Raw genomic sequence first — 23,431 nt, 5'->3', positions numbered from 1 at the left:
CGGTCATGGAGGCGCCCCTTAGCGCAGGATTCGCGATCACGCTAACGCGTTAAGATTTGGACTGTCCGGTGGCGGAATCGTCCTCCTCCGGCGCGCTGCGCGCCAGGCCCATGCCACTCGCGAGCCCAAGGCCGCCCGCCATTCCCATTCCGCCGCCGCCCGCGCCGCCGCCGCGTCCACCGCCGCTGCCGCCGCCAGCGCCGCCGCTGCTCCGCCCGGATCCCCCGCCCTTGCCACCGGCGCCCGATGGCCGAGTCGGGCCCTGCAGGGGGATGGCGATGTCGTCAGGCACGGGATCGAGGTCGAGCGCGTCGCGGATATAGTCGCGCAGCGCGATGACCAGTTCGTGGACATGCACGGGGCGGCCCTCGGCAAGTTCCTGCGCCGCGCTCGCCGCCAGCCGGACCTGTTCGGCGGTGCCGAGCAGGATGATGTCGGAAAGCGCCGCCTCGACCGCATCGCGGATGCGGCGCGGACGGTCCGATTCGCTGCCCCGCCCCTCGTCCCGGTCGCCGGTCGGCGGGTCTGTCGCAGCGTCTTGATTCGCGCCGGCGCGCCGCAGGTCGCGCAGGTGGCGCGGATCGACCGACAGGTTGCCCGTGAACGAGCCGCCGAGCACCTTATAGGCGGCGATCAGCGTCCGCAGGCGCTCGTTGATCTGACGATTGAGCCGTTCGCGGCGTTGCTGGATCGTCATCATGACCATCAGCCGGATACCGACGCCGATCAGCGTGACGAGCGCGAGCCCGAACAAGGTGGTGGCGATGCTCTGCCACGATGAGAAATCGAAGACGCGCACGGATCGGCAATCCCTTCGGCCCTGAATGCTTCAAATCGATCCTGACGCGTGTCGGCATCGCGCGCCACCCCAGAATAGGTCGAGGCGGCCAAGGCCTGGATTCGCCTTTAGCGTTCCTAGCGGTCGCGCTTCGCGAGCAGCTTCAGGCGCAGCGCGTTCAATTTGATGAAGCCCGCGGCATCCTTCTGGTCATAGGCGCCGGCATCGTCCTCGAAGGTCACATGGCGTTCGCTGTACAGGCTGTTCGGCGACTTGCGCCCGACGACGCTGGCGTTACCCTTGTAGAGCTTGAGGCGGACGGTGCCGCTGACCTTTTCCTGGCTGAGGTCGATCGCCGCCTGCAACATCTCGCGCTCGGGCGCGAACCAGAAGCCGTTGTAGATGAGCTCGGCATATTTCGGCATCAGCTCGTCCTTGAGGTGCGCGGCGCCGCGGTCGAGGGTGATGCTTTCGATGCCGCGGTGCGCGCGGGCATAGATTTCACCGCCCGGCGTCTCGTACATGCCGCGCGACTTCATGCCGACGAAGCGGTTCTCGACGAGGTCCAGGCGGCCGATGCCATGCTTGCGGCCGAGGTCGTTGAGCGCCGCGAGCAAAGTGGCTGGCGACATCGCCTGCCCGTTCAGCGCAACGCCGTCGCCCTTCTCGAACTCGATCTCGATATATTCGGGCGTGTCGGGCGCGTCCTCGGGATTGACCGTGCGCGAATAGACATAGTCGGGGGTCTCGTCCCACGGATTTTCGAGGACCTTGCCTTCCGAAGAGGTATGGAGGAGGTTGGCGTCGGTCGAAAACGGGCTTTCGCCGCGCTTGTCCTTGGGCACCGGGATCTGGTTCTTTTCGGCGAAGTCGATCAGCGCGGTGCGGCTGGTGAGGTCCCATTCGCGCCACGGCGCGATCACCTTGATGTCGGGATTCAGCGCATAGGCCGACAGCTCGAAGCGCACCTGGTCGTTGCCCTTGCCCGTCGCGCCATGCGCCACGGCGTCGGCGCCGACTTCCCTCGCGATCTCGACGAGCCGCTTCGAAATGAGCGGGCGCGCGATCGAGGTGCCGAGCAGATAGTCGCCCTCGTAGCGCGCATTGGCGCGCATCATCGGGAAGACGAAGTCGCGCACGAATTCCTCGCGCAGATCGTCGATATAGATATGCTCGGGCTTGATCCCCATCAGCTCGGCCTTGGCGCGCGCCGGCTCCAGCTCCTCGCCCTGCCCGAGGTCGGCGGTGAAGGTCACCACTTCGCAGCCATAGGTGACCTGCAGCCACTTCAGGATGACGCTGGTATCGAGACCGCCCGAATAGGCGAGGACGACGCGCTTGAAGGACTCGGACATGGACATACCTTTGGCGAGGGGAAGACGCGGGCGCGGCTAGCAGTCCGCCGCCAAAGGTGCAACCGGCTTGCCCTCTCTTGCATACACCGTGCCCCTGCGAAGGCAGGGGCACGGCAGTTTAGGAAACGCGCGTCCAGTCCATGAACCAGCCGTCGTCCCACGACTTGCCGCCGTCGCGCGAGACCCCCTGGAACCAGCGGCAGCTTTTGGGCGTGATGCGGTCCCACACGCCGCGATAGAGTTCGGGGCTCGCAAGTCCGTCGGCGCCGCCCTCGCCTTCGGACAGGAAGGTGCCGACGCCGTTCTCGAACACGCCGAGCTGGCCGGGGACGCCGACGACGCCCGATTTGGCGTTGACCCAATGGTCGGACCATATCCTTTTTTCGACGTCGAGCAGGCGGAGCCCCATGCCCGAGAAATTACGCGCCGGGATGCGCAGTTCCTCGATGCTGGCGATGCCGCCGAGGATCGCAAAGACGGTCGCCTCGCCCGGAAATTCGATCCATTTTTCGCCCTCGCGGAACCTGTTGTGAATGCGCCATTCGCCGGTCAGGAAATCGAAATCGCCGGGCTTGCCGACGGGTGCGGGGTTGATCGCGGCGGATGCGGCGGCGGGGATGAGGCTGGACATGAAGGCTCCTGTTGCAAAGGCGAGCAAGGTTCGCCGGTCTGGGGTCGCCCCCGCGACGGTGAAGTGGGGCATCGGACATTCCTTTCGCCCCCTGCCTACGCCCTCTATCCTGACATTTTCTGTCAGTTATTTTCTGCTAAGGCAGAAAAATGCGCGCGAGCCGCCTTCTCTCGATCCTGATCCTGTTGCAGGTGCGCCAGCGGCTGACCGCCGCCGATCTGGCCACCGAGTTCGAGGTGTCGGAGCGCACCATCTATCGCGATGTCGATGCGCTCAGCGCCGCGGGGGTGCCGGTCTATGGCGACCGCGGGCCCGGCGGCGGGTTCCAGTTGCTGGACGGTTATCGCACGCGGCTGACCGGCCTGTCGGCGGGCGAAGCCGAAGCGATGGCGATGATCGGCCTGCCCGGTCCCGCGGCCGACCTGGGGCTGGGCGCGGCAACGAGCGCCGCGCGCAACAAATTGCTTGCAGCCCTGCCCGGCGGCGGCGGGGCACTCGCCGACCGGATGGCGGCGCGCTTCCATCTCGATGCCGTCGACTGGTATCGCGGCAGCGAGGCGCTGCCGCACTTCCCCCGCCTGGCGCGCGCGGTGCTCGACCAGCGGTCGTTGGCGATGCGCTATGAAAGCTGGCAAGGCGTGCGCGACTGGACGGTCGATCCGCTCGGCCTCGTCCTGAAGGCGGGCATCTGGTATCTCGCCGCGCGCGGCGTCGGAAAGGTCCGGGCCTTTCGCGTTTCGAATATCCAGAGCCTGATCGTCGAGGACGAGAGCTTCGAACCGCCGGCCGATTTTCACCTGGCGCCCTGGTGGCAGGCCGAGCAGGCGCGCTTCGAAGCCGCGCTGTTCGCGACGCGCGCGACCGTACGCGCATCACCCGAAGGCTGCAAAAGGCTCGCGGCGCAGTCGCCGCGCGGCGCGGCGGCCGTCGCCGGGGCCGGCGATCCCGATGCGGACGGCTGGCGACGGATGACGATGATGGTCGAGGACGCCGACCATGGCGCGCGCGACATGCTGGCGCTCGGCGCGGAGGTCGAGGTCGTCGCCCCGGCCGACTTTCGGCGCCGCGTCGCCGCGCTCGCGCGCGAGATTGTGGCGCTCTATGACAGAACCGGTTAGTCTTTGCCTGCGGGAGGAGCATGATGAGCAAAGTCGAGATCAAGACCAAGGCGACCGAAGTGACCGTAGAGGACTTCATCGCCGCACTCCCCGACGCGCGGCGCCGCGAGGAGGCGCCGGTCATCGACGCGATCTACCGCCGCGTGACGGGGCTCGATCCGAAGATGTGGGGACCGTCGATCATCGGCTATGGCAGCTATGACTATAAATATGACAGCGGTCATTCGGGGACGATGTGCCGCGCGGGCTTTTCGCCGCGCAAGGCCGCGATCACGCTTTATCTGATGGAGAATTATGGCGATCGGCAGGACGAAGCCGACGCGCTGCTAGCCGCGCTCGGCAAGCATAAGACGAGCAAGGTTTGTCTCTACGTCAACAAGCTCGCCGACGTCGATCTGGGGGTGCTGGAGAAGCTGGTCGCGCTGACGTGGGACGTGACGAACGAGCGCTATCCGAGCTGATTGCAGGATGGGCGGGTTGCGACCGGAAGTTACCGTCGACGCCGCGAAGGCGGGGGCCGCTGGAGCCGTTGCGCAAGACCGACTACGGCCCCTGCCTTCGCGGGGGCGACGGACTATTTTAACGTCCGCTCCCCACCCTAAACCGACGTCGCTCCCTCCTCGGCCACGCCGCGTCGGAGATAGCGCCCTTCGGCCTCGCCCATATAGTCGCGCGTCAGCGGCAGGGCGTGGCGGCTGCGGGCGAACTGGATCTGGTAATTGCCCATCCCGCCGCTCTCGAACGCTGCGGTCGCGCCGGCGAGGTAGAAGCACCACATGCGAAAGAAGCGCGCGCCCATCATCGCCACGATTTCGGCCTCGTGCGCCAGCGTGTTGGCGTACCATTGGCGCAGGGTCAGCGCATAATGCAGCCGCAGCGTCTCGACGTCGGTCGCGATCAGCCGGCTTTTCTCGCTCGCCGCGAGCGTCTCGCTGAGCGCCGGGATATAGCCGCCGGGGAAGATATATTTGCGCGTGAAGGCGTCGGTCGCGCCGGGTTTGCCGAAGCGCCCGATCGTGTGGAGCAGCATCACGCCGTCGGCGGTCAGCATGTTCGCGCAGGCGCGAAAGAAGGTTTCGAAATTCGCCGCGCCGACATGTTCGAACATGCCGACCGAGACGATGCGGTCGAAGCCGCCGACTTCGCGCGCGGCCAGGTCGCGATAGTCGATCAGCTCGAACCGGACGCGGTCCGCCACCCGGGCCTGCTCCGCGCGCTGCCGCGCAAGCTCCAGCTGTTCGACCGACAGCGTGATGCCGAGCACCTCCACCGCTTCGAGCTGCGCCAGCGTGATCGCCATCCCGCCCCAGCCGCAGCCGATGTCGAGGATGCGCTGCCCGGGCGCGAGCGCGAGCTTGGCGGCGATATGAGCCTTCTTCGCCTCCTGCGCCGCGTCAAGCGTCATGTCGGGCCGCGGCCAATAGGCGCAGCTATACTGCATGTCACGGTCGAGGAAGAGGCGATAGAGGTCGTTGCCGATGTCGTAATGATGCGCGACGTTCGCGCGCGACTGGCGCCGCCGGTTGATCGAGCCGAGCCGCGTTTTCAGGCCGTCGATCCAGCGGCCGAGCCGCGTCTTGTCCTTGAGCTTCGCGCCGCGGTCCCACGGCGTGTTCATGCGAAGCAGGCCGATCAGCGCCATGATATCGCCCTCGACGACCTCCATATCGCCATCGATATAGCTTTCGCCCGCGCCGAGCCGCGGATCGAGGATCACCCGCCGCATCGCGCGGCGGCTGGCGAACCGTACGCGGACCTCGGGGAAGCCGGGAGCGGGCGAACCGAAGGTTTCGACCCCGCCGTCGGGGTCGATAACGGTCAAGCGGCCGTGGCGGATGACGCGCGAGAGGAAGGGGGTGAGTATGGACAAAAATGCGACCTCGTCATGATGGTGTCTGCCTCCCCCAAAAGTTCAGATACCGGCGTACCATTCGTAATCGACCTGGTCTTCCCAAAAGCCGCCTTTGCCCGCGCCGATGCCGTCGAGACTCGCGACGGCCTCGATCCCGGTCAGATATTTGGCGTGCTTGTAGCCCAATTGGCGCTCGATCCTGAGGCGCAGCGGCGCGCCGTTGGCGATCGGCAGAATCTCTCCGTTGAGCGCCCAGGCGAGGATCGTCTGCGGGTGGAGCGCATCGACCATGTCGCAGCTTTCGTAATAGAGCGCGTCGCCGATGCGGTCGGCGCAGCGGAAGACGATGTAGCGCGCGCTGTTCCTGACTTTCGCCGCCTCAAGGATGCGGCGGAGCTGCGGGCCGGTCCAGCCGCCGATCGCGCTCCAGCCCTCGACGCAGTCGTGGCGCGTGATCTGCGTGCGCTGCGGCATCGCGCGGATGTCGGCCATCGACAGCGACAGCGGCCGCGCGACGAGGCCGGTCACCGCGAGGCGCCAATTGGCAAAGCCTGCTCTGGCCTGCGCGGCATAGTCTTCGCCGTCGGGCAGGCTGGTGCCGTTCGAGCGAAAAACGGGCGAGAGATCGGCGACGGTGAATTCGCGGGCCAGCGCACCGCGGTTCATGAGCGCGCGCTGGCTCGCGCGGTTCATCTCCTCGCCCATCGAGAGGATCTTGCGGACCGCGGGGGCTTCGTTGATCGCGTCGCAGCCCGCCAGGAGCGGCAGCGCGCCCGCCGCGGCGACGACGCCCCCGGCGCGGGCGATCAACCGGCGGCGCGGCAGGATGAGGCCCGTCATGCCCCGTCCTCCTTTTCGGGCGGCAGCGTGAACCAGCCGCTGACCATCGACCTCACCTCATTGAGCGGACCGGCGAGGAACACCATCGCGATATGGACGAGAAAGAACAGGACGAGCGTCCATGCCGCGATGAAATGGATCGAGCGCGCCGATTGCCGTCCGCCGAAGACGTCGAGCAGCCACGGCCACGCGGCGTCCATCCCCGGCGACATGGTCAGCCCCGTCAGGATCATCAGCGGCAGCAGCACGAAGATCACGCCGATGTAGCTGAGTTTCTGGAGAATTCCGTAGCGCGCCGCCGCCTGGCCCCTCGGCAAGCGCAGCCGCGCATGATCCTTGATGTCCTGCCAGATATGCCGCGGCGACCATTCGGCGCGGCGCACGTGAAGATTGCGGCGGATATGCCCTCCGATCAGGCTCCACACCATGTAGAGCGACAGGCTGATCGACAGGACCCAGGCGAAAAACAGGTGCCAGCGCCGCCCCGAGGCAAGATCGTAGGTCGTCGGGATCGTGGCCCAGCCAGGGAAAGCCCAGGTCTGTTCGGCGCCCTGCCCGTCGGTCCAGCGCCCCAGCACGCCGGTGGTCTCGATCCGTGTCTCGCCGAAGCGGATATAGCCGGTGTCGGGCGTCGCGCCGATCGCGAACCAGGCGTGATCGAGGTTCGCGCCATATTGGCCCCAATATAGCCGCGGATGCGCGTTGAAGATCATCAGCCCGCTCATCAACAGGATGAGCAGGGTGACGGCATTGACCCAATGCCAGGCGCGCGTCGGCAAGCGGTGGCGATAGATGCGGGCCGGTGGGGAGGAAGCGGCGACGGGAGGGTCAGGCTCGGCCATAATCCTCTTTCGCTCCTCCATGCCGATCGGTTACGCTGCGACCTCCGCTTGATATTCCTCGCGGTAGCGGTTGCGCAAGCTAACCTTGTCGATCTTTTCGCTGCCAAGCTTGGGCAGTGCTTCGTTCGACAACCAGATCTTGCAAGGCACCTTATAGGCCGCAAGCCGGGCGCTCAGAAATAATACCAACGTTTCGGCATCGACATCGCTGCCGGGCTTCGTCCAGACGACCGCGCCGACGCATTCGCCGAGCCGCTCGTCGGGCAGGCCGAACACCGCGCATTCATTGACCTCGGCGTGTTCGTAGATCGCGGCTTCGACCTCCTGGCAGCTGATATTCTCGCCGCCCCGGATGATGATGTCCTTCTTGCGGTCGACGATGAACAGATAGCCGTCGGCGTCGAGGTAACCAAGGTCGCCCGAGCGGAAATAGCCATTGTCGAAGAAGGCCGCCTTGGTCGCGGCCGCATTGTTCCAATAGCCTTCGAAATTGCACACCGAGCGGATGCACACTTCACCGACGCTGCCCTGCGGCAGTTCCTTGCCATTGTCGTCGAGAATCGCGAGATCGACGAGCGGCTTCGATGCCGGACCGGTCGACGTGGGCTTCTCGACGTAATTTTCGTTGATGATGCCGCAGCCGACGGCGTTGGTTTCGGTCAGGCCATAGCCGAGCAGCGGCTTGGCCTCGCCCATCTCGGTCGCCAGGCGGCGGACATGTTCGGGCGCGCGCGGCGCACCGCCGCCAGCGTAGCTCTTGCAGGTCGAGAGATCGTAATTCTTGCGGTTCGGGCTGACGAGAATTTCATAGCTCATCAGCGGCACGCCGACGAAATAATTGCACTTTTCGTCCTGGATCAGCCGCATCGCTTCGTCGGCGTTCCACTTGGGCATCAGGACCAGTTTGCGCCCGAGCGCAAAGCTCTGAAGGAACACGGGGATTTCGGCGGTGACGTGGAACAGCGGCGTGCAGATCAGGGTCGCGGGCTGGATGTCCGACATCTGGCCGTCCTCGGTGAGCAGATGGACGATGCTCGCGGTCTGCGTCACATAGTTGAAGATCGCCTGCACGACCGCCTCGTGGCGCGAATAGGCGCCCTTCGACTGGCCCGTCGACCCCGAGGTGAAGAGAATCGTCGCCAGATCCTGCCCGGTGAGCGCCGGCAGCGCGGTTTCGGCGCTGCCGCCCGCGGCGATCGGCGCGATCGCCTCGTCGATGGGCCGGGAGATGTCGAGCGTGACGACCTTCGCGCCGTGACGGACGCCCGGTTCGGCGAGGCGCGCCGCGCGCTGCGGGTCCGCAATCACGAGCTTCGCCTCGGCGTCCTCGATCCCCGCCGCGAGTTCAGCACCCTGCCACCAGCCGTTGAGCAAGGTCGCGCAGCCGCCCGCGAGCAGGATGCCGATATAGGAAACGCACCAGGCATTGGCGTTGCGCATCGCGATGGCGACGCGGTCGCCGCGCTGGACGCCATGACCGTCGATGAGGCCCGCCGCGACCCGGCGCGCCGCGGAATAGACCTGTTTGAAGCTCAGCCGTTCGTCGCCCTCGACCAGAAAGGTCGCATCGCCATGCTGCGCAGCAAAAAATGCGACATAGTCAGCCAGATTGGTCGGTGCGTTGGAGATAAAGGGAAGCTGGTGGCCGAAGCGTTCGACCGACCCGACCTGGATCGGTCCGCCCGGACCGGTGATCAGATTATAGGCGGCTTCCAGGCGCAAATCGAGCGCTGATGGCATCTTTCATCTCTCCTCTTGGTCTCGCTCGCCTAACCCCTTATGGGGAGGCCTCTCCTGGGGAAGGATCGCGCGACTATATGTTTCTTTTTGCAACCTTAGCCGAAGCAACACAATATGTGAACTTCACTGACCTGATGGGGGAACATAGCGAAGTCGCCTTCAGCGTCTTCGGCTTTCCCATCCGCTGGTATGCGCTCGCTTATCTGGCCGGCATCTTCCTCGGCTATTGGTATCTGCTGAAGCTGATCGCGCAGCCCGGCGCGCCGATGGCGCGGCGCCATGCCGACGACATGATCTTCTATGCGATGCTGGGGATCATCCTCGGCGGGCGGCTCGGCTATGTGCTGTTCTACAATCTGGAAGCCTATCTGAAGGAACCCGCCGCGATCGTCCGGCTGTGGGACGGCGGCATGTCGCTGCACGGCGGCGTGCTCGGCGTGCTGGTCGCGATCTTGTATGTCACGCGCAAGGAAAAGCTGAGTTTCCTGCGCTTCTGCGACTATATCGCCTGCACCATTCCCTTTGGCCTCTTCCTCGGCCGCCTCGCCAATTTCGTGAACGGCGAGCTGTGGGGCCGCGTGACCACCGTGCCGTGGGCAATCATCTTTCCGCGCGGCGGACCCGATCCGCGCCACCCGAGCCAGCTCTATGAGGCCGGCCTGGAGGGCATTGTCATGATGGCGATCCTCGGCTGGCTCTTCTGGCGCACCGATGCGCGCTACAAGCCCGGCCTTCTCGTCGGCATGGCGTCGATCATCTATGGCGTCAGCCGTTTTATCGTCGAATATTTCCGCGAGCCCGACGTGCAGCGGATGAACGTCGTCGAGGCGACTGGCCTGTCGATGGGCCAGTGGCTGACCGTGCCGATGATCGTGATCGGCATCTGGCTGGTCGCGACCGCGAAAAAGCGCCGCCAGCGCGTCGAACCGATCGCGGGGCCCGACGCCGTTGCGTAACGGCCCGCCGACGCCCGAGCAACTGATCAAGGATATCGCCGCCGCCCGGCCGATGACCGTCGCCGACTATATGGCGGCGGCCAACGCGCATTATTATGCGACGCGCGATCCGCTGGGCACGGCGGGCGACTTCACCACGGCGCCCGAGATCAGCCAGATGTTCGGCGAGTTGATCGGCGTCTGGATCGCCGACCTCTGGAGCCGCGCCGGAAGCCCATCCTTCCGCTATGTCGAACTGGGGCCGGGCCGCGGGACGCTTGCCGCCGATGCGCTGCGCGCGGCGTCGCGCTTCGGCTGCGTGCCCGCCGGCATCCATCTGGTGGAGACGAGCCCGACGCTGCGTGCGGCGCAGTCGGCGCGACTGCCTGCTGCAGAGCATCATGACGAAGTCGATGCCCTGCCCGACGACGCACCGCTGGTGATCGTCGCGAACGAATTTTTCGACGCGCTGCCGATCCACCAATATGTGAAGACCAAGAGCGGCTGGCGCGAGCGGATGGTGGAGCGCAGCAGCGACGGACTGGCGCCGATAGCCGGCGACATCCCGGCCGACGATGCCGTTCCCGCCGGTCTTAGTGACCGGCCCGACGGCACCATCGTCGAAACGACGCCCGTGTCCGCCGCGATCATGCAACGCTGCGCCCTTCGGATCGCGCGGCAAGGCGGCGCGATGCTGGTAATCGACTATGGCTATAGCGGGCCCGCCGCGGGCGACACGTTGCAGGCGGTCAAAGCGCATCAATTCGCGAACCCCTTCGCCGAGCCCGGCGAGGTCGACCTGACCGCGCATGTCGATTTTACCACGCTCGCCGAGGCGGCGCGGCCGGCGGGTGTGGCGATCAGCAGCGTCGTGACGCAAGGCGAGTGGCTGAAGCGGATCGGCATCGATGCGCGGCTCGCGTCGCTATCGAATGCCGCACCCGAGCGCGCTGACGACCTCAAAGGCCAGCGCGACCGGCTGGTCGGCGCCGATGCCATGGGCAAGTTGTTCAAGCTGATCGCGATCACCGCGCCGGGCTGGCCCGCACCCGCAGGATTCACAGGAGACGCCGCATGACCGCCATCGAACTGGCGAGGCCTGACGATGCCGAAGCGATCGCGATGTTCGCGAACGGATCGTTCACGCACACCTTCGGGCATATCTATGACCCCGCCGACCTGGCGGCCTTCCTGGCGGGCTGGAACCCGCCCGGGCGCGTGCGCGCGCAGATCGAGGATTCGGAGCACGACATCGCGCTGGTCCGCGACGAAGCGGGCGCGATCCTCGGCTATATCAAGATGGGGCCGGTCGAATTCGACCTGCCGCCCGAGCAGCCGACCGACCATGCCGTCGAACTGCACCAACTCTATGTCGCCGAAGCCGCCAAGGGGACGGGCGTCGCCGCCGCGCTGATGGACTGGGGCATCGCCTGGGCGCGCGAGCGGGCGTCGATCCTGTACCTGACCGTCTTCACCGAGAACGACCGCGCGCAGGCCTTCTATCGCCGCTACGGCTTCTACGATGTTGGCCGCAACGAATTTCGCGTCGGCAATCATGTCGACGAGGACCGCTTCTTCAGGCTCGACCTGTGACGGCGCCTTTCGTCTCCGCGCCGACGCTCGCCGGCATTCCGCACGGTTTCTTTGGTCGGCAGGGCGGCGTTTCGAGTGGCGACCTCGCCTCGCTCAACTGCGGGCTTGGTTCGGGCGACGATCCGGACCTGATCGCCGAAAACCGAAGGCGGGTGGCCGATGCGGTGCTGCCGGGGGCGACACTCACCGGTCTGTATCAGGTCCACGGCGATCGCTGCGTGATCGTCGATGACGACACCGATCTCGCGGCGCGGCCCCAGGCGGACGCGCTTGCGACGCGCTCGCCGGGCATATTGCTCGGCATATTGACTGCTGACTGCGTCCCCGTGCTGTTCGCCGACCGCGAGGCCGGGGTCGTCGGTGCGGCCCATACGGGATGGAAGGGGGCAATTGCCGGGGTGACGGACTCGACGCTGGGCGCGATGGAAAGCCTGGGCGCCAGCCGCGCCAATGTCGCCGTCGCGATCGGCCCGTGCATCGGGCGCGCTTCCTATGAGGTCGACGAAAATTTCGTGCAACGCTTCGCCGCCGCCGATCCCGCAAACGAACGCTTCTTTGCTGCCGGCAAGCCCGGTCACGCGATGTTCGACATCGCCGCCTATGTCGCGGCGCGCCTCGCCGCGGCGGGCGTGTCGCGAATTGCCATCGGCGGACAGGACACTTATGCCGAGGAAGCAGATTATTTCAGCTATCGCCGCGCGTGCCACAAAGGGGAAAATACCTATGGCCGCCAATTGTCGGTGATCGGACTGGCGGGAGGATAAGAGGCAAGATGACGCGCACGCGCTGGTTTGGGCTGATCGGCGGGCTCATCGTCTTTTGCACCATGCTGCTGTTGCCCGAACCGGCGGGCATGGAGGCGACGGCCTGGCGCGTCGCGGCGCTGACCGTGCTGATGGCGATCTGGTGGATGACCGAGGCGCTGCCGCTGACCGTCACCGCGCTCCTCCCCTTCCTCACCGTTCCCGCCTTTGGCGTGATGGACGCCAATGCGATCGCCAAGGAATATTATTCGCCCATCCTCTTCCTGATCCTTGGCGGCGCGTTCCTTGCGCTGGCGATCGAGCGCGTCGGGCTGCATCGGCGGCTGGCGCTCGCGCTGCTGAAACGCGCCGCGCCGACCGGGTCGGGCCTGCTCTTCGCCTTCATGGCGGCGACCGCGCTGCTCAGCATGTTCATCTCCAACACCTCGACCGCGCTGATCATGATCCCGATCGCGCTCGCGGTCGTCCGCGCGGGGGGCGTGCGCGAGGGCGAGACCGAGGGGTTTGCGGGCGCGGTGATGATGGGCATCGCCTTCGCGGCGTCGATCGGCGGGCTCGGCACCCTCGTGGGCAGCCCGACCAACGCGATCGCCGCGGGCCTGATCGAAAAGGCGCTGGGTCTGCGCATCTCGTTTCTCGACTGGGCCATCTATGGCGTTCCGGTGGTGCTGCTGGCGACCCCGGCCGCCATGTTCGTCGTCGCCCGCGTCCAGCGGCTCGCCGAGCATCCGTTCGACGGCACCGCGGCGGCAGCGGCGCTCGGCAACCAGGCGGCTTGGTCGACCGCCGAGCGCCGCGTGGTCCCCGTCTTCCTGCTCGTGCTGCTCGCATGGGTCGCGCAGCCATGGCTGGAGCCCCTCCTGCCCAAGGGGGCGCTTACCGACGGCACGATCGCGGTTGCCGGAAGCCTGCTGCTCTTTGTCCTGCCCGACGGCACCGGCCGCCCGCTGCTGCTGTGGAAGGAAGCCGACCGTGCGCCGTGGGGGGTGATCATGATGTTCGGCGGCGGGCTCGCGCTCGCCGCGGCGATCACCGCAAGCGGCCTTGCCGCCTGGCTGGGCGCGGTGCTGGCGCCGCTCGGGTCGATTCCGACGATCCTGCTGGCGGCGATCATCGTTGCGCTCACCATTCTGATCACCGAGTTCGCGAGCAATGTCGCGACGGCAAGCGGGATCATGCCGGTGCTCGCCGCGCTGATCGCGGCGACGGGCGCCGACCCCGTCCTGCTCGCGCTTCCCGTCGCGATGGCGGCGAGCTGGGGCTTCATGCTCCCCTCGGGCACCGGACCCAATGCGCTTGCCTGGGCGACCGACCACATCGCGCTGCCGCGCATATTGAAAGCCGGGTTCGCGCTCGACATCATCGGCGTGCCGCTGTTGATCGGCGTCATCTGGGCGATTGCGTGGATAGCGTAGAAAGCGACCGGCGCGCGGACGATTTGCGCGCAATATAGTTTCAAACGAAACCTGGAGCGCTATAAGGGCCGCCATATCTCAAGGAGCTTCCCCCATGGCCATCCGCGGCACACCCAAGGCAAATACGAAGAAAATCGGCGACAAGGACCTCAGCCCGGCGACGCTGATGATGGGGCTCGGCTATGACCCGGTGCTGTCGGAAGGCTCGCTGAAGCCGCCGATCTTCCTGACCTCGACCTTCGCCTTCGAAAGCGCGGCGGCGGGCAAGCGCTTCTTCGAACATATTACCGGCAAACGCGAAGGGCCGGCCGACGGCCTCGTCTATTCGCGCTTCAACGGGCCGAACCAGGAAATCCTCGAGGATCGCCTCGCGGTCTGGGACGGCGCCGACGACAGCCTCGTCTTCTCCAGCGGCATGTCGGCGATCGCAACCCTGCTCCTCGCCCTCGTGAACCAGAATGACGTGATCGTCCATTCGGGTCCGCTTTATGCTGCGACCGAAACGCTGATCGCGCGCATCCTGTCGCGCTTCGGCGTCAGCTTCCTCGACTTCCCGGCGGGCGCGACGCGCGAGGAGATCGACGCGATCCTGGACCGCGCCAAGGCGCTCGCGGCCGAAAAGGGCGGGAAGGTCGCGCTCGTGTATCTTGAGAGCCCGGCGAACCCGACCAACGCTCTTGTCGATGTCGAGGCCGTCCGCGCGGCGCGCGATTCGGCCTTTCCCGGCGAGCAGAAGCCGGCGATCGCGATCGACAACACCTTCCTCGGCCCGCTCTGGCAGCAGCCGATCAAGCAGGGCGCCGAACTGGTCGTCTACAGCCTCACCAAATATGCCGGGGGCCATTCCGACCTGGTTGCCGGCGGCGTGTCGGGCGACCAGAAGCTGCTCAACATCATCCGTCCGATGCGCAACACGATCGGCACGATCTGCGACCCGAACACCGCCTGGATGCTGCTGCGCAGCCTCGAAACGCTGGAACTGCGGATGAACCGCGCGGGCGAGAATGCGCTGAAGGTCTGCACCCTCCTGCGCGATCATCCGAAGGTCGAAGGGCTCGGCTATCTGGGCTTCATCAGCGACGCGCGGCAGAAGGACATCTATGATCGCCATTGCAGCGGCGCCGGATCGACCTTCTCGCTGTTCATCAAGGGCGGCGAAGCCGAAAGCTTCCGCTTCCTCGACGCGCTGAAGATCGCGAAGCTGGCGGTCAGCCTGGGCGGCACCGAGACGCTGGCGAGCCACCCCGCGGCGATGACGCATCTGTCGGTTCCCGACGAGCGCAAGAAGGCGCTCGGCATCACCGACAATCTGGTGCGCGTGTCGATCGGGATCGAGGACGCCGACGACCTGATCGCCGACTTCGCGCAGGCGCTCGACGCGGTCTGACCTGTTCTCCCCTCCCGCTTGCGGGAGGGGCTATTTCTTCGCGCGCCAATCCACGACCTGCCAGCCCATCTTCGGCGCGAGCAGCTTCAGCTTGCGCGAGGGCGTGGTCGCAACGGCCTCGTCGGCGAAGTGCAGCATCGGATGGTCGGAGACATGGTCCGAATAGGCGCGGATATGCGCCGCATCGCGCGTGATCTCGTTCGCGGCAAGCCAGTCCGCGATGCGCGCGAACTTGGCCTCGCCATAACAATTGTCGCCCGCCAACCGCGCGTGGATATGATCGGCGCCGTCGGGCTCGTCGAGCCGGGTTGCGAGCACGTCGTCGATGCCCAGCCGCCGCGCGATCGCGTCGACATAGAGATGGAAGGATGCGGTCGCGAGCAGCAGCCGGTATCCCGCCTCGCGGTCGGCGGCGATCTGGTCGAGCGCGGCGCCATGCAAGCCGCGCGCGATCACCTTGTCGGCGTAGCTTTCGGCGAGCGGCGCGATCTCCGCGCGATTGAAACGCTTTCCGACGAGCAGGCGGAGGTTGATCGCCTTGAGCTGTGAGCGGTCGATCAACCGCAGGCTGTAGCCGATCCCCGCGAGGGCGACGAGCGGCAGGAACACGAGCCGCCACTGTTGCCGACGCCTTGCCACATGCATCAGGAATCCGCTGTAAGTCCCTGAACGCGTTATCGTTCGGTCCATATCGTACATTGCGACGCGATGCGCATAATCGATCGGGGGCTGAACCGGCGGCGTTTCCATGATTTCGTCCATAGAGCCGCGCATCGTTACGGCCAAGGGGGCCGGAATGACTTGCTGTCCCAATGTAAATAATACACTGTCCTCCGCAAGATGGTGGCCAGAGCGGATTTCGAAACTAGCGACGGCGCCCATGGCGCCGCGGTCCGTTTTACCGGCCGCCTGACGCTGGCCCGCCTGGGCGACGTCCCCGCGCGGCTCGAGGCGTTGGGCCCCATCGAATCGCTCGACCTGTCCGGACTCGAACGCATCGATACGGTCGGAGCGTGGATCGTCACGCGGACGGTCAACGAGCATGGCGCAAAAATCATCGGCGCCAGCCCCGAGGCCGAGCGGCTGCTGGACGCGCTGAAGGACGACAAGAGCGAATATCGCGTCCACCGCGACCGCCGCTCGGCGATCGAACGGATGCTCGACCAGGTCGGGACCGCAAGCGTTGCGATCTGGCGCGAGCTCGTCGGCATCGTCGATTTCTTCGGCGCGATGATCATCGCGCTTGCCGTCCAGATACGGGCGCGGCGGCGGCTTCGCTGGAACGCCGTCGTCACGCGCTTTCAGGCGGTTGGCGTCGACGCCCTCCCCATCATCGGCCTGATGAGTTTTCTGATCGGCATCGTCATCGCGCAGCAGGGCGCGGTGCAGCTCGAACAATTCGGGCTGGAAGTGTTCACCATCAACCTCGTCGGCCGCGCGTCGATCCGCGAACTTGGCCTGCTGATGACCGCGATCATGGTCGCTGGACGCTCGGGATCGGCGTTCGCCGCGCAGATCGGGACGATGAAGCTGACCGAAGAGGTCGATGCGATGCGGACGATCGGCGTGTCCCCGATGGAGGCGATCGTGTTGCCGCGGGTCGCCGCATCGACGATCACCATGCCGCTGCTCGGCTTCTACGCCAGCATCTGCGCGATCGTCGGCGGCGGCGTCTTCTGCTGGGTCGGCCTTGAAATTCCGCCGCTGACCTATGTGCAGCGGCTGCGCGAAATCATTCCGATGACCGATTTCTACATCATGCTGATCAAGGCGCCGGTGTTCGGCATATTGATCGGGGTGACGGGCTGTTATGAAGGTATGCAGGTACGCCAGAATGCCGAAGAAGTCGGCAAGCGCACGACCTCGGCCGTCGTCGCCGCCATATTTCTGGTGATCGTGCTCGACGCCTTCTTCGCGGTCTTCTTTTCCTCGCTGGGATGGAATTGATGACCGACGACATCCAGCAGCAGGAAATCGAAAATGAGCTGGCGGCCGCCGACGCCGTGCGGCCCGAGAAATTCGAATATGCGATCCGCATTCGCGGGCTGCGCAACCAGTTCGGCGATGCGATCATCCACGACGGCCTCGATCTCGACGTGCGTTCGGGCGAGATCCTCGGCGTGGTCGGCGGATCGGGCACCGGCAAGTCGGTGCTGATGCGCTCGATCGTCGGGCTGCAGACGCCGACGGCGGGCGAGATCGAGGTCTATGGCAAGACCCTCGACACGATCACCGACGCCGAGGAATCGCGCGACCTCCGCCGCCGCTGGGGCGTGATGTTTCAGGGCGGCGCATTGTTTTCGACGCTCAGCGTGGCCGAGAATATCCAGGTTCCGCTGCGCGAATATTATCCGCGGCTGGACCAGCGGCTGCTCGACGAGATTGCCGCGTACAAGGTGCAGATGGTCGGCCTGCCGCCCGATGCCGGTCCGAAATATCCCGCCGAGCTGTCGGGGGGCATGGTGAAGCGCGCCGGCCTCGCCCGCTCGCTCGCGCTAGACCCCGCGCTGCTCTTTCTCGACGAGCCGACCGCCGGGCTCGATCCGATCGGCGCCGCCAAGTTCGACGAGCTGATCCGCGAACTTGCCGACACCATGGGGCTGACCGTGTTCCTGATCACGCACGATCTGGATTCGCTTTATGCAACCTGCGACCGGGTCGCGGTATTGGCAGAGAAGAAGGTGATCGCCGTCGGGACGATCCCGGAACTGCTTGCCACCGAGCATCCGTGGATACAGGATTATTTCAACGGGCCGCGCGGGCGCGCAGCAGCAAGCTGCAAGCAGGCCACCGAACGGCAGGATGGGAAAAGCTGATGGAAACACGGTCGAACAATGTGCTCGTCGGCGCTTTCGTCCTCTTCTTCGTGGCGGCGCTCGCGATCTTCGTCGTCTGGCTCGCGAACGACAGCGGCGGTACGAAGCGCGAATATGACATTTTTTTCAAGCAGTCGGTCGACGGACTGAACAAGGGCGCGCAGGTGCAGTTTTCCGGCGTTCCGGCCGGTCAGGTGCGCGAGATCGCGCTGTGGCCGGAGGACCCGCAATTTGTGCGCGTGCGTATCGAGGTGAACGAAGGCGTCCCGGTGCTGCAAGGGACGACCGCCGCGCTCGAAGGCGTCGGCTTCACCGGCGTCTCGCAAATCTCGCTCGACGGCGCGGTCAAGGGCGCGCCGCCGATCACCGACAAGGGGCCGGCGGGCAAGCCCGTTATCCCGACACGCGTCGGCGGCCTTGGCGAACTGCTCAACACCGCGCCGCAACTGTTACAGCGGCTCTCGACGCTGACCGAGCGGCTGGCCGAACTGGCGGACGACAGGAATCAGGAGAGCTTCGCGAACATCCTCGACAATGTCGAAGCGACGACCGCGACGCTCGCGCGCAACGGCCCCGCGCTCGAACGCGCGCTCGCCGACGCGCGCATCGCGATCCAGCAGGCGGGCAATGCCGCCGAGCAGGTCGGCAATCTTGCCGCCTCGGCGCAGGGCACGATCGATCGCAACGTCGATCCCGCCATGCAGAATCTGCGCGATACGCTGAAGTCGGCGAACAGTTCGATCAAGACGCTCGAAGGCGCGATCTCGGACGCCCGCCCCGGCCTCCAGACGTTCAGCGAGACGACGATCCCCGAAGCCAATGCGCTGATCCGCGACCTTCGCCGCACCTCCGCCTCGCTGTCGAGCCTGACCGACAAGCTCGACCAGCAGGGCGCCGGCGCGGTGCTCGGCGGCAGCAAGCTGCCCGATTACAAGAAATGAGGACGCAGATAATGCAAACGCTCCGTACTTCCGTGCTTGTCGCCGCGGCGGCCGTCACGCTCTCGGGCTGCTTTGGCGGGCTGGGCGGCAAGACCCCGCCCTTTCTGCTGACGCTCGACCCCGATGCCGCGCCGCCGGCCGGCTCTGCGCGCACCGCGGCTGAATCAGCGACGCTGACGATCCTAATCCCCACCGCGCCGCAGAAGCTTCGCACGACGCGCATTCCGGTACAGCAAGACGACAGCAGCGTCGCTTATGTAAAGGACGCGCAATGGGTCGAGGCGCCGTCGCGGCTGTTCCAGCGCCTCGTCTCCGAAACCGTCGCCGCGCGCACGTCGCGCGTCGTGCTCGACGAAGGGCAATATCTGACCGCGCCCGGCGAGCAGCTTGCCGGACAGCTGATGGAATTCGGCGTCGATGCGCGCACGAACGAGGCGGTCGTCGTGTTCCAGGCGATGCTCGTCGCGGCGGGAGGCAAAACGGTGACCCAGCGCCGCTTCGAGGTACGCGAGCCCATCGGCGCGGTCGAGGCCAAGCCCGTCGGCGAAGCGCTCACCCGTGCGGCGAACAAGGTCGCGATTGATGTGGCCGGCTGGCTGGGGGGATGACGGCCGGGTGCGGCCTTTTCTTCCCTTTCGTCCACAAGCGACCGGAACACGACATTTATAGCTTCGTCATCCTGAACTTGTTTCAGGATCCATGGTCTGCCGTTTCCTTCGGCGCGGCATTTCATTCGAGCTCAGACCATGGATGCTGAAACAAGTTCAGCATGACGAGAATTGAACGACCGCTTCCCACCCCAAAGCAGCCCTCACCCCAGCAAGCTCTTCGACGCCTGCTCGGTCACGTCGCGCGATAGGCCGGGCTGGGCGAGAATACGTTCCAGTTCGGTTTTCATCATCGCGGCGCGTGCCTCGTCGAAGCGCTTCCAGCGTCCGAGCGGCGGGATCATCCGCGCCGCGGTCTGCGGGTTCTTCGGGTCGAGCGCGATGACCAGGTCGGCGATCAGCCGATACCCTGCCCCGTCGGCCTGATGAAAGGCCGCCTGATTGCCGGTCAGCGCGCCATAGAGCGCACGCACGCGGTTCGGGTTGGCGAGCGTGAAGTCGGCGTATCCGGCCAATTCCCTGACCGCGTCGACGGTATCGTCGCGCATCGACCACGCCTGCACCTGAAACCATTTGTCGAGCACGAGCGGATTGTCGCGATAACGCTGGTAGAAGATGTCGAGCGCCGCGACACGCTCGTCGCTGTCGCCATGCGCCAGCGTCGCCAGCGCCGCCTGCCGCTCGGTCATGCCGTCGGCATCGGAGAAAATCCTGAACGCGAGCGCCGGCACGTCGGCGAGGTCGGTCGCTGCGAGATAGGCCAGAGCGACACCGCGAAGGCGGCGGCCGCCCTTTGCCTTGCGCGACAGGATCGCCGCCGGCGGCGCGACGTCGGACAGGATCGCGCGCCAGTCGCTCTCGAGCGCCTTTCCAATCTCCGCCTGCAACGCGAGCCTTTCTCGGCGGATCGCGTCGGGATCCACGGTGAGCATCTGGTCGCCGATAAACGCTTCGCTCGGCAGCAGCACGGCCTCGGCGACAAAGGCCGGATCGGCGGCGCGGCCGGACAGCGTTTGTCCGACGGCGTCGATCACGGCCTGCGCGTTCGCCTTCTCGCCCGACACCGCTGCGACGAGCGTGTCGAGCATCAGCTGTTGCAGCGCTTCGTAACGCGCGAAGGGATCGTCATCGTGCGCGGCAAGCCATGCGAGCTCGCCGGGGGCGCGGTCGAATTCGACGATCACCGGCGCCGAGAAGCCGCGGTTGACCGACAGCGCCGGGCGCGCGGCGAATTTGCCGAGCGCGATGAGCTGGGTCGCGCCGGTCAGCACGGCGAGCGTGTCGGGCAGTTTCGCTCCGCCGTCCATGGCGAAGGCTGCAACGCGCAGCGGCATCATCGCCGGCTGCTTGTCGGGCTGGCCGGGGGTCGGCGGGACGGTCTGCACCACGTCGAGGAACCATTCGCCGCGCTCTTCGGCAAGCGACAGCTTGAGCTTGGGCGTCCCCGCCTGTTCGTACCAGCGGCGGAACTGGGTGAGGTCGATGCCCCCGCCTTCCTCCATCGCGCGGACGAAATCCTCGCACGTCGCCGCCTCGCCGTCGTGGCGTTCGAAATAGAGATCGGTGCCCTTGCGGAAGCGTTCGGGGCCGAGCAAGGTCGCCATCATCCGGATGATCTCGGCGCCCTTGTTGTAGACGGTCGCGGTGTAGAAATTCGAGATTTCCTGATAGCTGTCGGGCCGGATCGGGTGCGCCAGCGGGCCGGCGTCCTCGGGGAATTGCGCGGCGCGGAGCAGGCGGACGTCCTCGATCCGCTTGACCGGCGGGGAGCCCATGTCGGCGGAGAAGCTCTGGTCGCGAAAGACGGTGAAGCCCTCTTTCAGGCTCAGCTGGAACCAGTCGCGGCAGGTGACGCGGTTGCCCGACCAGTTGTGGAAATATTCGTGCGCGACCACGCCCTCGACCCCGTCGTAATCGAGGTCGGTCGCGGTGTCGGGGTCGGCGAGGATATAGCGGGTGTTGAAGATGTTGAGACCCTTGTTCTCCATCGCCCCCATGTTGAAGTCGCTGACCGCGACGATGTTGAACAGGTCGAGATCATATTCGCGGCCATAGACGCGCTCGTCCCACGCCATGCTGTCCTTCAGCGCCTTCATCGCGTGACCGGTGCGCTCCACATCGCCCTCGCGCACCCAGATGCCGAGTTCGACCTTGCGCCCCGACATGGTGACGAATTCGTCGCGGTTGACGACGAGGTCGCCCGCCACGAGCGCGAACAGGTACGACGGCTTCGGCCAGGGATCTTCCCACAGCGCCCAGTGATCGCTGCCGTCCTCGCCCGAGGCGATGCAGTTGCCGTTCGAGAGCAGGATCGGAAACAGCGTCTTGTCCCCCGCCATGCGCACCTTGTAGCGGCTGAGCACGTCGGGGCGGTCGGGATGGAAGGTGATGCGGCGAAACCCCTCGGCCTCGCACTGGGTGCACAGCATCCCGTTGGAGGCGTAGAGGCCCATCAACTGCGTGTTTGCGGCGGGATTGATCGCGGTATCGACCTCGACCACCGCCGCGGCGCGGTCGCCGAGATCGACGATCAGGTCGGGGCCGTCCATGCGCCAGTCGTTCCAGCCCTCGCCATCGACGCGCACCGCAAGCGGCGTGAGCCCGTCGCCGCGCAGGGTCAACGGCAGCGGCGCATCGGCATGGCGCACGACCGAGAGCGCCGCAGACACCCGCGTTTCGTCGATCCCGAGGGCGAAATCGAGCGCGATGTCGGGGATCTGCCATTCGGGCGGTCGATAGTCGCCGCGGTGGATGGTGACGGGGACGGCGGGGGTGGAAGAGGCGTCGGTCATGCACGAGGGTCTAGGCGCGGCGGCACAGGCGCGCAATAAGGTGCGCGATGGCGAAGATGCTGATTTTCGGAATGGGCTATGCCGCGGGACATCTCGCCGCGCGGCTCGATGCGCGCGGCTGGGAGGTCGTGGGCACGACGCAGGACGGACGCGGCGACAGCATTGCGTTCGGCGATGAGGCGGCGGTGATCGGGGCGCTGCGCGCGGCGACGCACATCCTGTCGTCGGTGCCGCCGGTTGCAGGCGCCGATCCGGTGCTGGCGCGCTATGGCGAAGCGCTCGGCGTCGCGCCCGCAAACTGGGTGGGCTATCTTTCCTCGACGGGCGTCTATGGCGACACCGGCGGCGCATGGGTCGACGAAAGCGCGCCGATCAAGGGCCGCCGCGCCGATCGCAATGCGGCCGATGCCGCGTGGCAGGCCCTGCGCAGCGATGTCCGCGTGTTTCGCCTGCCCGGGATCTACGGCCCCGGCCGGTCGATCCTCGACCGCATCGGCGAAGGGCGGGCGCACCGGATCGCCCTGCCCCACCAGGTTTTCAGCCGTGTCCATGTCGACGACATCGCGGGCGGCGTGATCGCGTCCTTTGGGGGTGCAGCGGGCGTCTATAATCTTGCCGACGACGAGCCTTGCCACCAGAACCGGCTGGTCGAATGGGGCTGTACGATGCTGCGTGCGCCCTTGCCGCCGCTTCAGAAGATCGAGGACGCGGGGCTGTCGCCGGCCGCGCGTGCTTTCTATGCGGAGAACCGCCGCGTCGCGAACGGCAAGGCCAAGCGACTATTCGGCTGGACGCCGCGTTATCCGACGTTTCGTGAAGGACTGAGCGCGGTGCTTGGTTGATTGCACGCAAAGGCGCGAAGGCGCAAAGACGGCAATCGGCGCTCCGCGTTGGAAACCTTACGCAAAGACACAAAGGGGGCGCGCTCCGCATCGTCGCCCCCCGGCGCCTCAGGCAATATTGAAGAGAGAACTTCGCGCAATCTCGACGCCGCGCCGGTTGAGCGGCCGCCCTCTTTGTGTCT

The 23,431-nt window shown here is 66.2% G+C and carries 22 protein-coding genes; 13 read left to right on the top strand and 9 right to left on the bottom strand.

Annotated features, from left to right (window positions below):
• Nucleotides 1-49 precede the first annotated feature (49 nt).
• The 3 genes from ATE67_RS21605 to ATE67_RS01960 form a co-directional block, all read right to left on the bottom strand.
• Nucleotides 50-799: a hypothetical protein gene (locus tag ATE67_RS21605; RefSeq protein WP_058815004.1), complete on the bottom strand. Its 750-nt coding sequence runs from the start codon at nucleotides 797-799 to the stop codon at nucleotides 50-52.
• Nucleotides 800-915: 116 nt separating this feature from the next.
• The gene (locus ATE67_RS01965) at nucleotides 916-2,133 is read right to left on the bottom strand and encodes an argininosuccinate synthase (protein WP_058815228.1); all 1,218 of its coding nucleotides are present in this window, start codon (nucleotides 2,131-2,133) and stop codon (nucleotides 916-918) included.
• A gap of 118 nt (nucleotides 2,134-2,251) precedes the next feature.
• Entirely contained in the window at nucleotides 2,252-2,764 is a 513-nt protein-coding gene (locus ATE67_RS01960) for a hypothetical protein (RefSeq protein ID WP_058815003.1), read from the bottom strand.
• Between the two features lie 149 nt (nucleotides 2,765-2,913).
• Between ATE67_RS01960 and ATE67_RS01955 the strand changes: the two genes are divergently transcribed.
• Together ATE67_RS01955 and ATE67_RS01950 are read left to right on the top strand one after the other, a co-directional pair.
• On the top strand, nucleotides 2,914-3,882 hold the full coding sequence (locus tag ATE67_RS01955) for a helix-turn-helix transcriptional regulator (protein WP_058815002.1): 969 nt from the start codon (nucleotides 2,914-2,916) through the stop codon (nucleotides 3,880-3,882).
• A 23-nt stretch (nucleotides 3,883-3,905) separates the two neighbouring features.
• Nucleotides 3,906-4,343 (top strand): DUF1801 domain-containing protein, encoded by a 438-nt coding sequence (locus ATE67_RS01950; protein WP_058815001.1) that lies wholly within the window; start codon nucleotides 3,906-3,908, stop codon nucleotides 4,341-4,343.
• A 137-nt stretch (nucleotides 4,344-4,480) separates the two neighbouring features.
• Here ATE67_RS01950 and ATE67_RS01945 read toward each other — a convergent pair whose 3' ends face one another.
• Genes ATE67_RS01945 through ATE67_RS01930 form a run of 4 tightly spaced genes read right to left on the bottom strand, consistent with a single transcriptional unit; the run spans nucleotide 4,481 to nucleotide 9,156 of the window.
• On the bottom strand, nucleotides 4,481-5,752 hold the full coding sequence (locus ATE67_RS01945; protein WP_058815000.1) for an SAM-dependent methyltransferase: 1,272 nt from the start codon (nucleotides 5,750-5,752) through the stop codon (nucleotides 4,481-4,483).
• 42 nt (nucleotides 5,753-5,794) lie between these two features.
• Nucleotides 5,795-6,574, bottom strand: a complete 780-nt coding sequence (locus ATE67_RS01940; RefSeq protein ID WP_082660140.1) for a molybdopterin-dependent oxidoreductase — start codon at nucleotides 6,572-6,574, stop codon at nucleotides 5,795-5,797.
• On the bottom strand, nucleotides 6,571-7,416 hold the full coding sequence (locus ATE67_RS01935) for a cytochrome b/b6 domain-containing protein (RefSeq protein ID WP_058814999.1): 846 nt from the start codon (nucleotides 7,414-7,416) through the stop codon (nucleotides 6,571-6,573). Before ATE67_RS01935 ends, ATE67_RS01940 begins: the two co-directional genes overlap by 4 nt.
• A gap of 30 nt (nucleotides 7,417-7,446) precedes the next feature.
• Nucleotides 7,447-9,156, bottom strand: coding sequence for a class I adenylate-forming enzyme family protein (locus tag ATE67_RS01930; RefSeq protein ID WP_058814998.1), 1,710 nt, complete (start codon nucleotides 9,154-9,156; stop codon nucleotides 7,447-7,449).
• A gap of 77 nt (nucleotides 9,157-9,233) precedes the next feature.
• On the opposite strand from ATE67_RS01930, the gene lgt reads away from it, so the two are divergent.
• The 6 genes from lgt to ATE67_RS01900 all read left to right on the top strand — a co-directional run bounded on the left by lgt (nucleotide 9,234) and on the right by ATE67_RS01900 (nucleotide 15,250).
• Nucleotides 9,234-10,112, top strand: coding sequence for a prolipoprotein diacylglyceryl transferase (gene lgt / locus ATE67_RS01925; RefSeq protein WP_058814997.1), 879 nt, complete (start codon nucleotides 9,234-9,236; stop codon nucleotides 10,110-10,112).
• A gap of 52 nt (nucleotides 10,113-10,164) precedes the next feature.
• Complete coding sequence (locus tag ATE67_RS01920; protein WP_082660174.1) at nucleotides 10,165-11,169, top strand: class I SAM-dependent methyltransferase; 1,005 nt, start codon at nucleotides 10,165-10,167, stop codon at nucleotides 11,167-11,169.
• Nucleotides 11,166-11,684, top strand: a complete 519-nt coding sequence (locus tag ATE67_RS01915; protein WP_058814995.1) for a GNAT family N-acetyltransferase — start codon at nucleotides 11,166-11,168, stop codon at nucleotides 11,682-11,684. The genes ATE67_RS01920 and ATE67_RS01915 overlap by 4 nt, the downstream gene beginning before the upstream one ends.
• Complete coding sequence (gene pgeF / locus ATE67_RS01910) at nucleotides 11,681-12,448, top strand: peptidoglycan editing factor PgeF (RefSeq protein ID WP_058814994.1); 768 nt, start codon at nucleotides 11,681-11,683, stop codon at nucleotides 12,446-12,448. Before ATE67_RS01915 ends, pgeF begins: the two co-directional genes overlap by 4 nt.
• Before the next feature lie 8 nt (nucleotides 12,449-12,456).
• Complete coding sequence (locus ATE67_RS01905) at nucleotides 12,457-13,863, top strand: SLC13 family permease (RefSeq protein WP_058814993.1); 1,407 nt, start codon at nucleotides 12,457-12,459, stop codon at nucleotides 13,861-13,863.
• A 94-nt stretch (nucleotides 13,864-13,957) separates the two neighbouring features.
• On the top strand, nucleotides 13,958-15,250 hold the full coding sequence (locus tag ATE67_RS01900; RefSeq protein ID WP_058814992.1) for a cystathionine gamma-synthase family protein: 1,293 nt from the start codon (nucleotides 13,958-13,960) through the stop codon (nucleotides 15,248-15,250).
• A gap of 30 nt (nucleotides 15,251-15,280) precedes the next feature.
• On the opposite strand, the gene ATE67_RS01895 is transcribed toward ATE67_RS01900, so the two are convergent.
• Nucleotides 15,281-16,012: an HAD family hydrolase gene (locus ATE67_RS01895; protein WP_231728009.1), complete on the bottom strand. Its 732-nt coding sequence runs from the start codon at nucleotides 16,010-16,012 to the stop codon at nucleotides 15,281-15,283.
• Nucleotides 16,013-16,090: 78 nt separating this feature from the next.
• Between ATE67_RS01895 and ATE67_RS01890 the strand changes: the two genes are divergently transcribed.
• From ATE67_RS01890 to ATE67_RS01875, 4 genes are read left to right on the top strand one after another with little or no spacing between them, the layout of a single operon-like run.
• A complete protein-coding gene (locus tag ATE67_RS01890; RefSeq protein WP_058814991.1) occupies nucleotides 16,091-17,197 on the top strand; it encodes an MlaE family ABC transporter permease in 1,107 nt (368 codons plus the stop codon).
• Nucleotides 17,197-18,066, top strand: a complete 870-nt coding sequence (locus ATE67_RS01885; protein WP_231728008.1) for an ABC transporter ATP-binding protein — start codon at nucleotides 17,197-17,199, stop codon at nucleotides 18,064-18,066. Before ATE67_RS01890 ends, ATE67_RS01885 begins: the two co-directional genes overlap by 1 nt.
• Entirely contained in the window at nucleotides 18,066-19,007 is a 942-nt protein-coding gene (locus tag ATE67_RS01880) for an MlaD family protein (RefSeq protein ID WP_058814990.1), read from the top strand. The genes ATE67_RS01885 and ATE67_RS01880 overlap by 1 nt, the downstream gene beginning before the upstream one ends.
• Nucleotides 19,008-19,018: 11 nt before the next feature.
• Complete coding sequence (locus ATE67_RS01875; RefSeq protein ID WP_231728007.1) at nucleotides 19,019-19,615, top strand: ABC-type transport auxiliary lipoprotein family protein; 597 nt, start codon at nucleotides 19,019-19,021, stop codon at nucleotides 19,613-19,615.
• 203 nt (nucleotides 19,616-19,818) lie between these two features.
• Here ATE67_RS01875 and pepN read toward each other — a convergent pair whose 3' ends face one another.
• Entirely contained in the window at nucleotides 19,819-22,407 is a 2,589-nt protein-coding gene (pepN, locus tag ATE67_RS01870; RefSeq protein WP_058814988.1) for an aminopeptidase N, read from the bottom strand.
• Nucleotides 22,408-22,454: 47 nt separating this feature from the next.
• Between pepN and ATE67_RS01865 the strand changes: the two genes are divergently transcribed.
• Nucleotides 22,455-23,249, top strand: a complete 795-nt coding sequence (locus tag ATE67_RS01865; protein WP_058814987.1) for a hypothetical protein — start codon at nucleotides 22,455-22,457, stop codon at nucleotides 23,247-23,249.
• The last annotated feature ends 182 nt before the right edge of the window (nucleotides 23,250-23,431 follow it).

Origin of the sequence: Sphingopyxis sp. H050 (genome assembly GCF_001468265.1) — a bacterium.
Taxonomy (GTDB): domain Bacteria; phylum Pseudomonadota; class Alphaproteobacteria; order Sphingomonadales; family Sphingomonadaceae; genus Sphingopyxis.
This window is presented reverse-complemented; position numbering and strand designations above follow the sequence as displayed.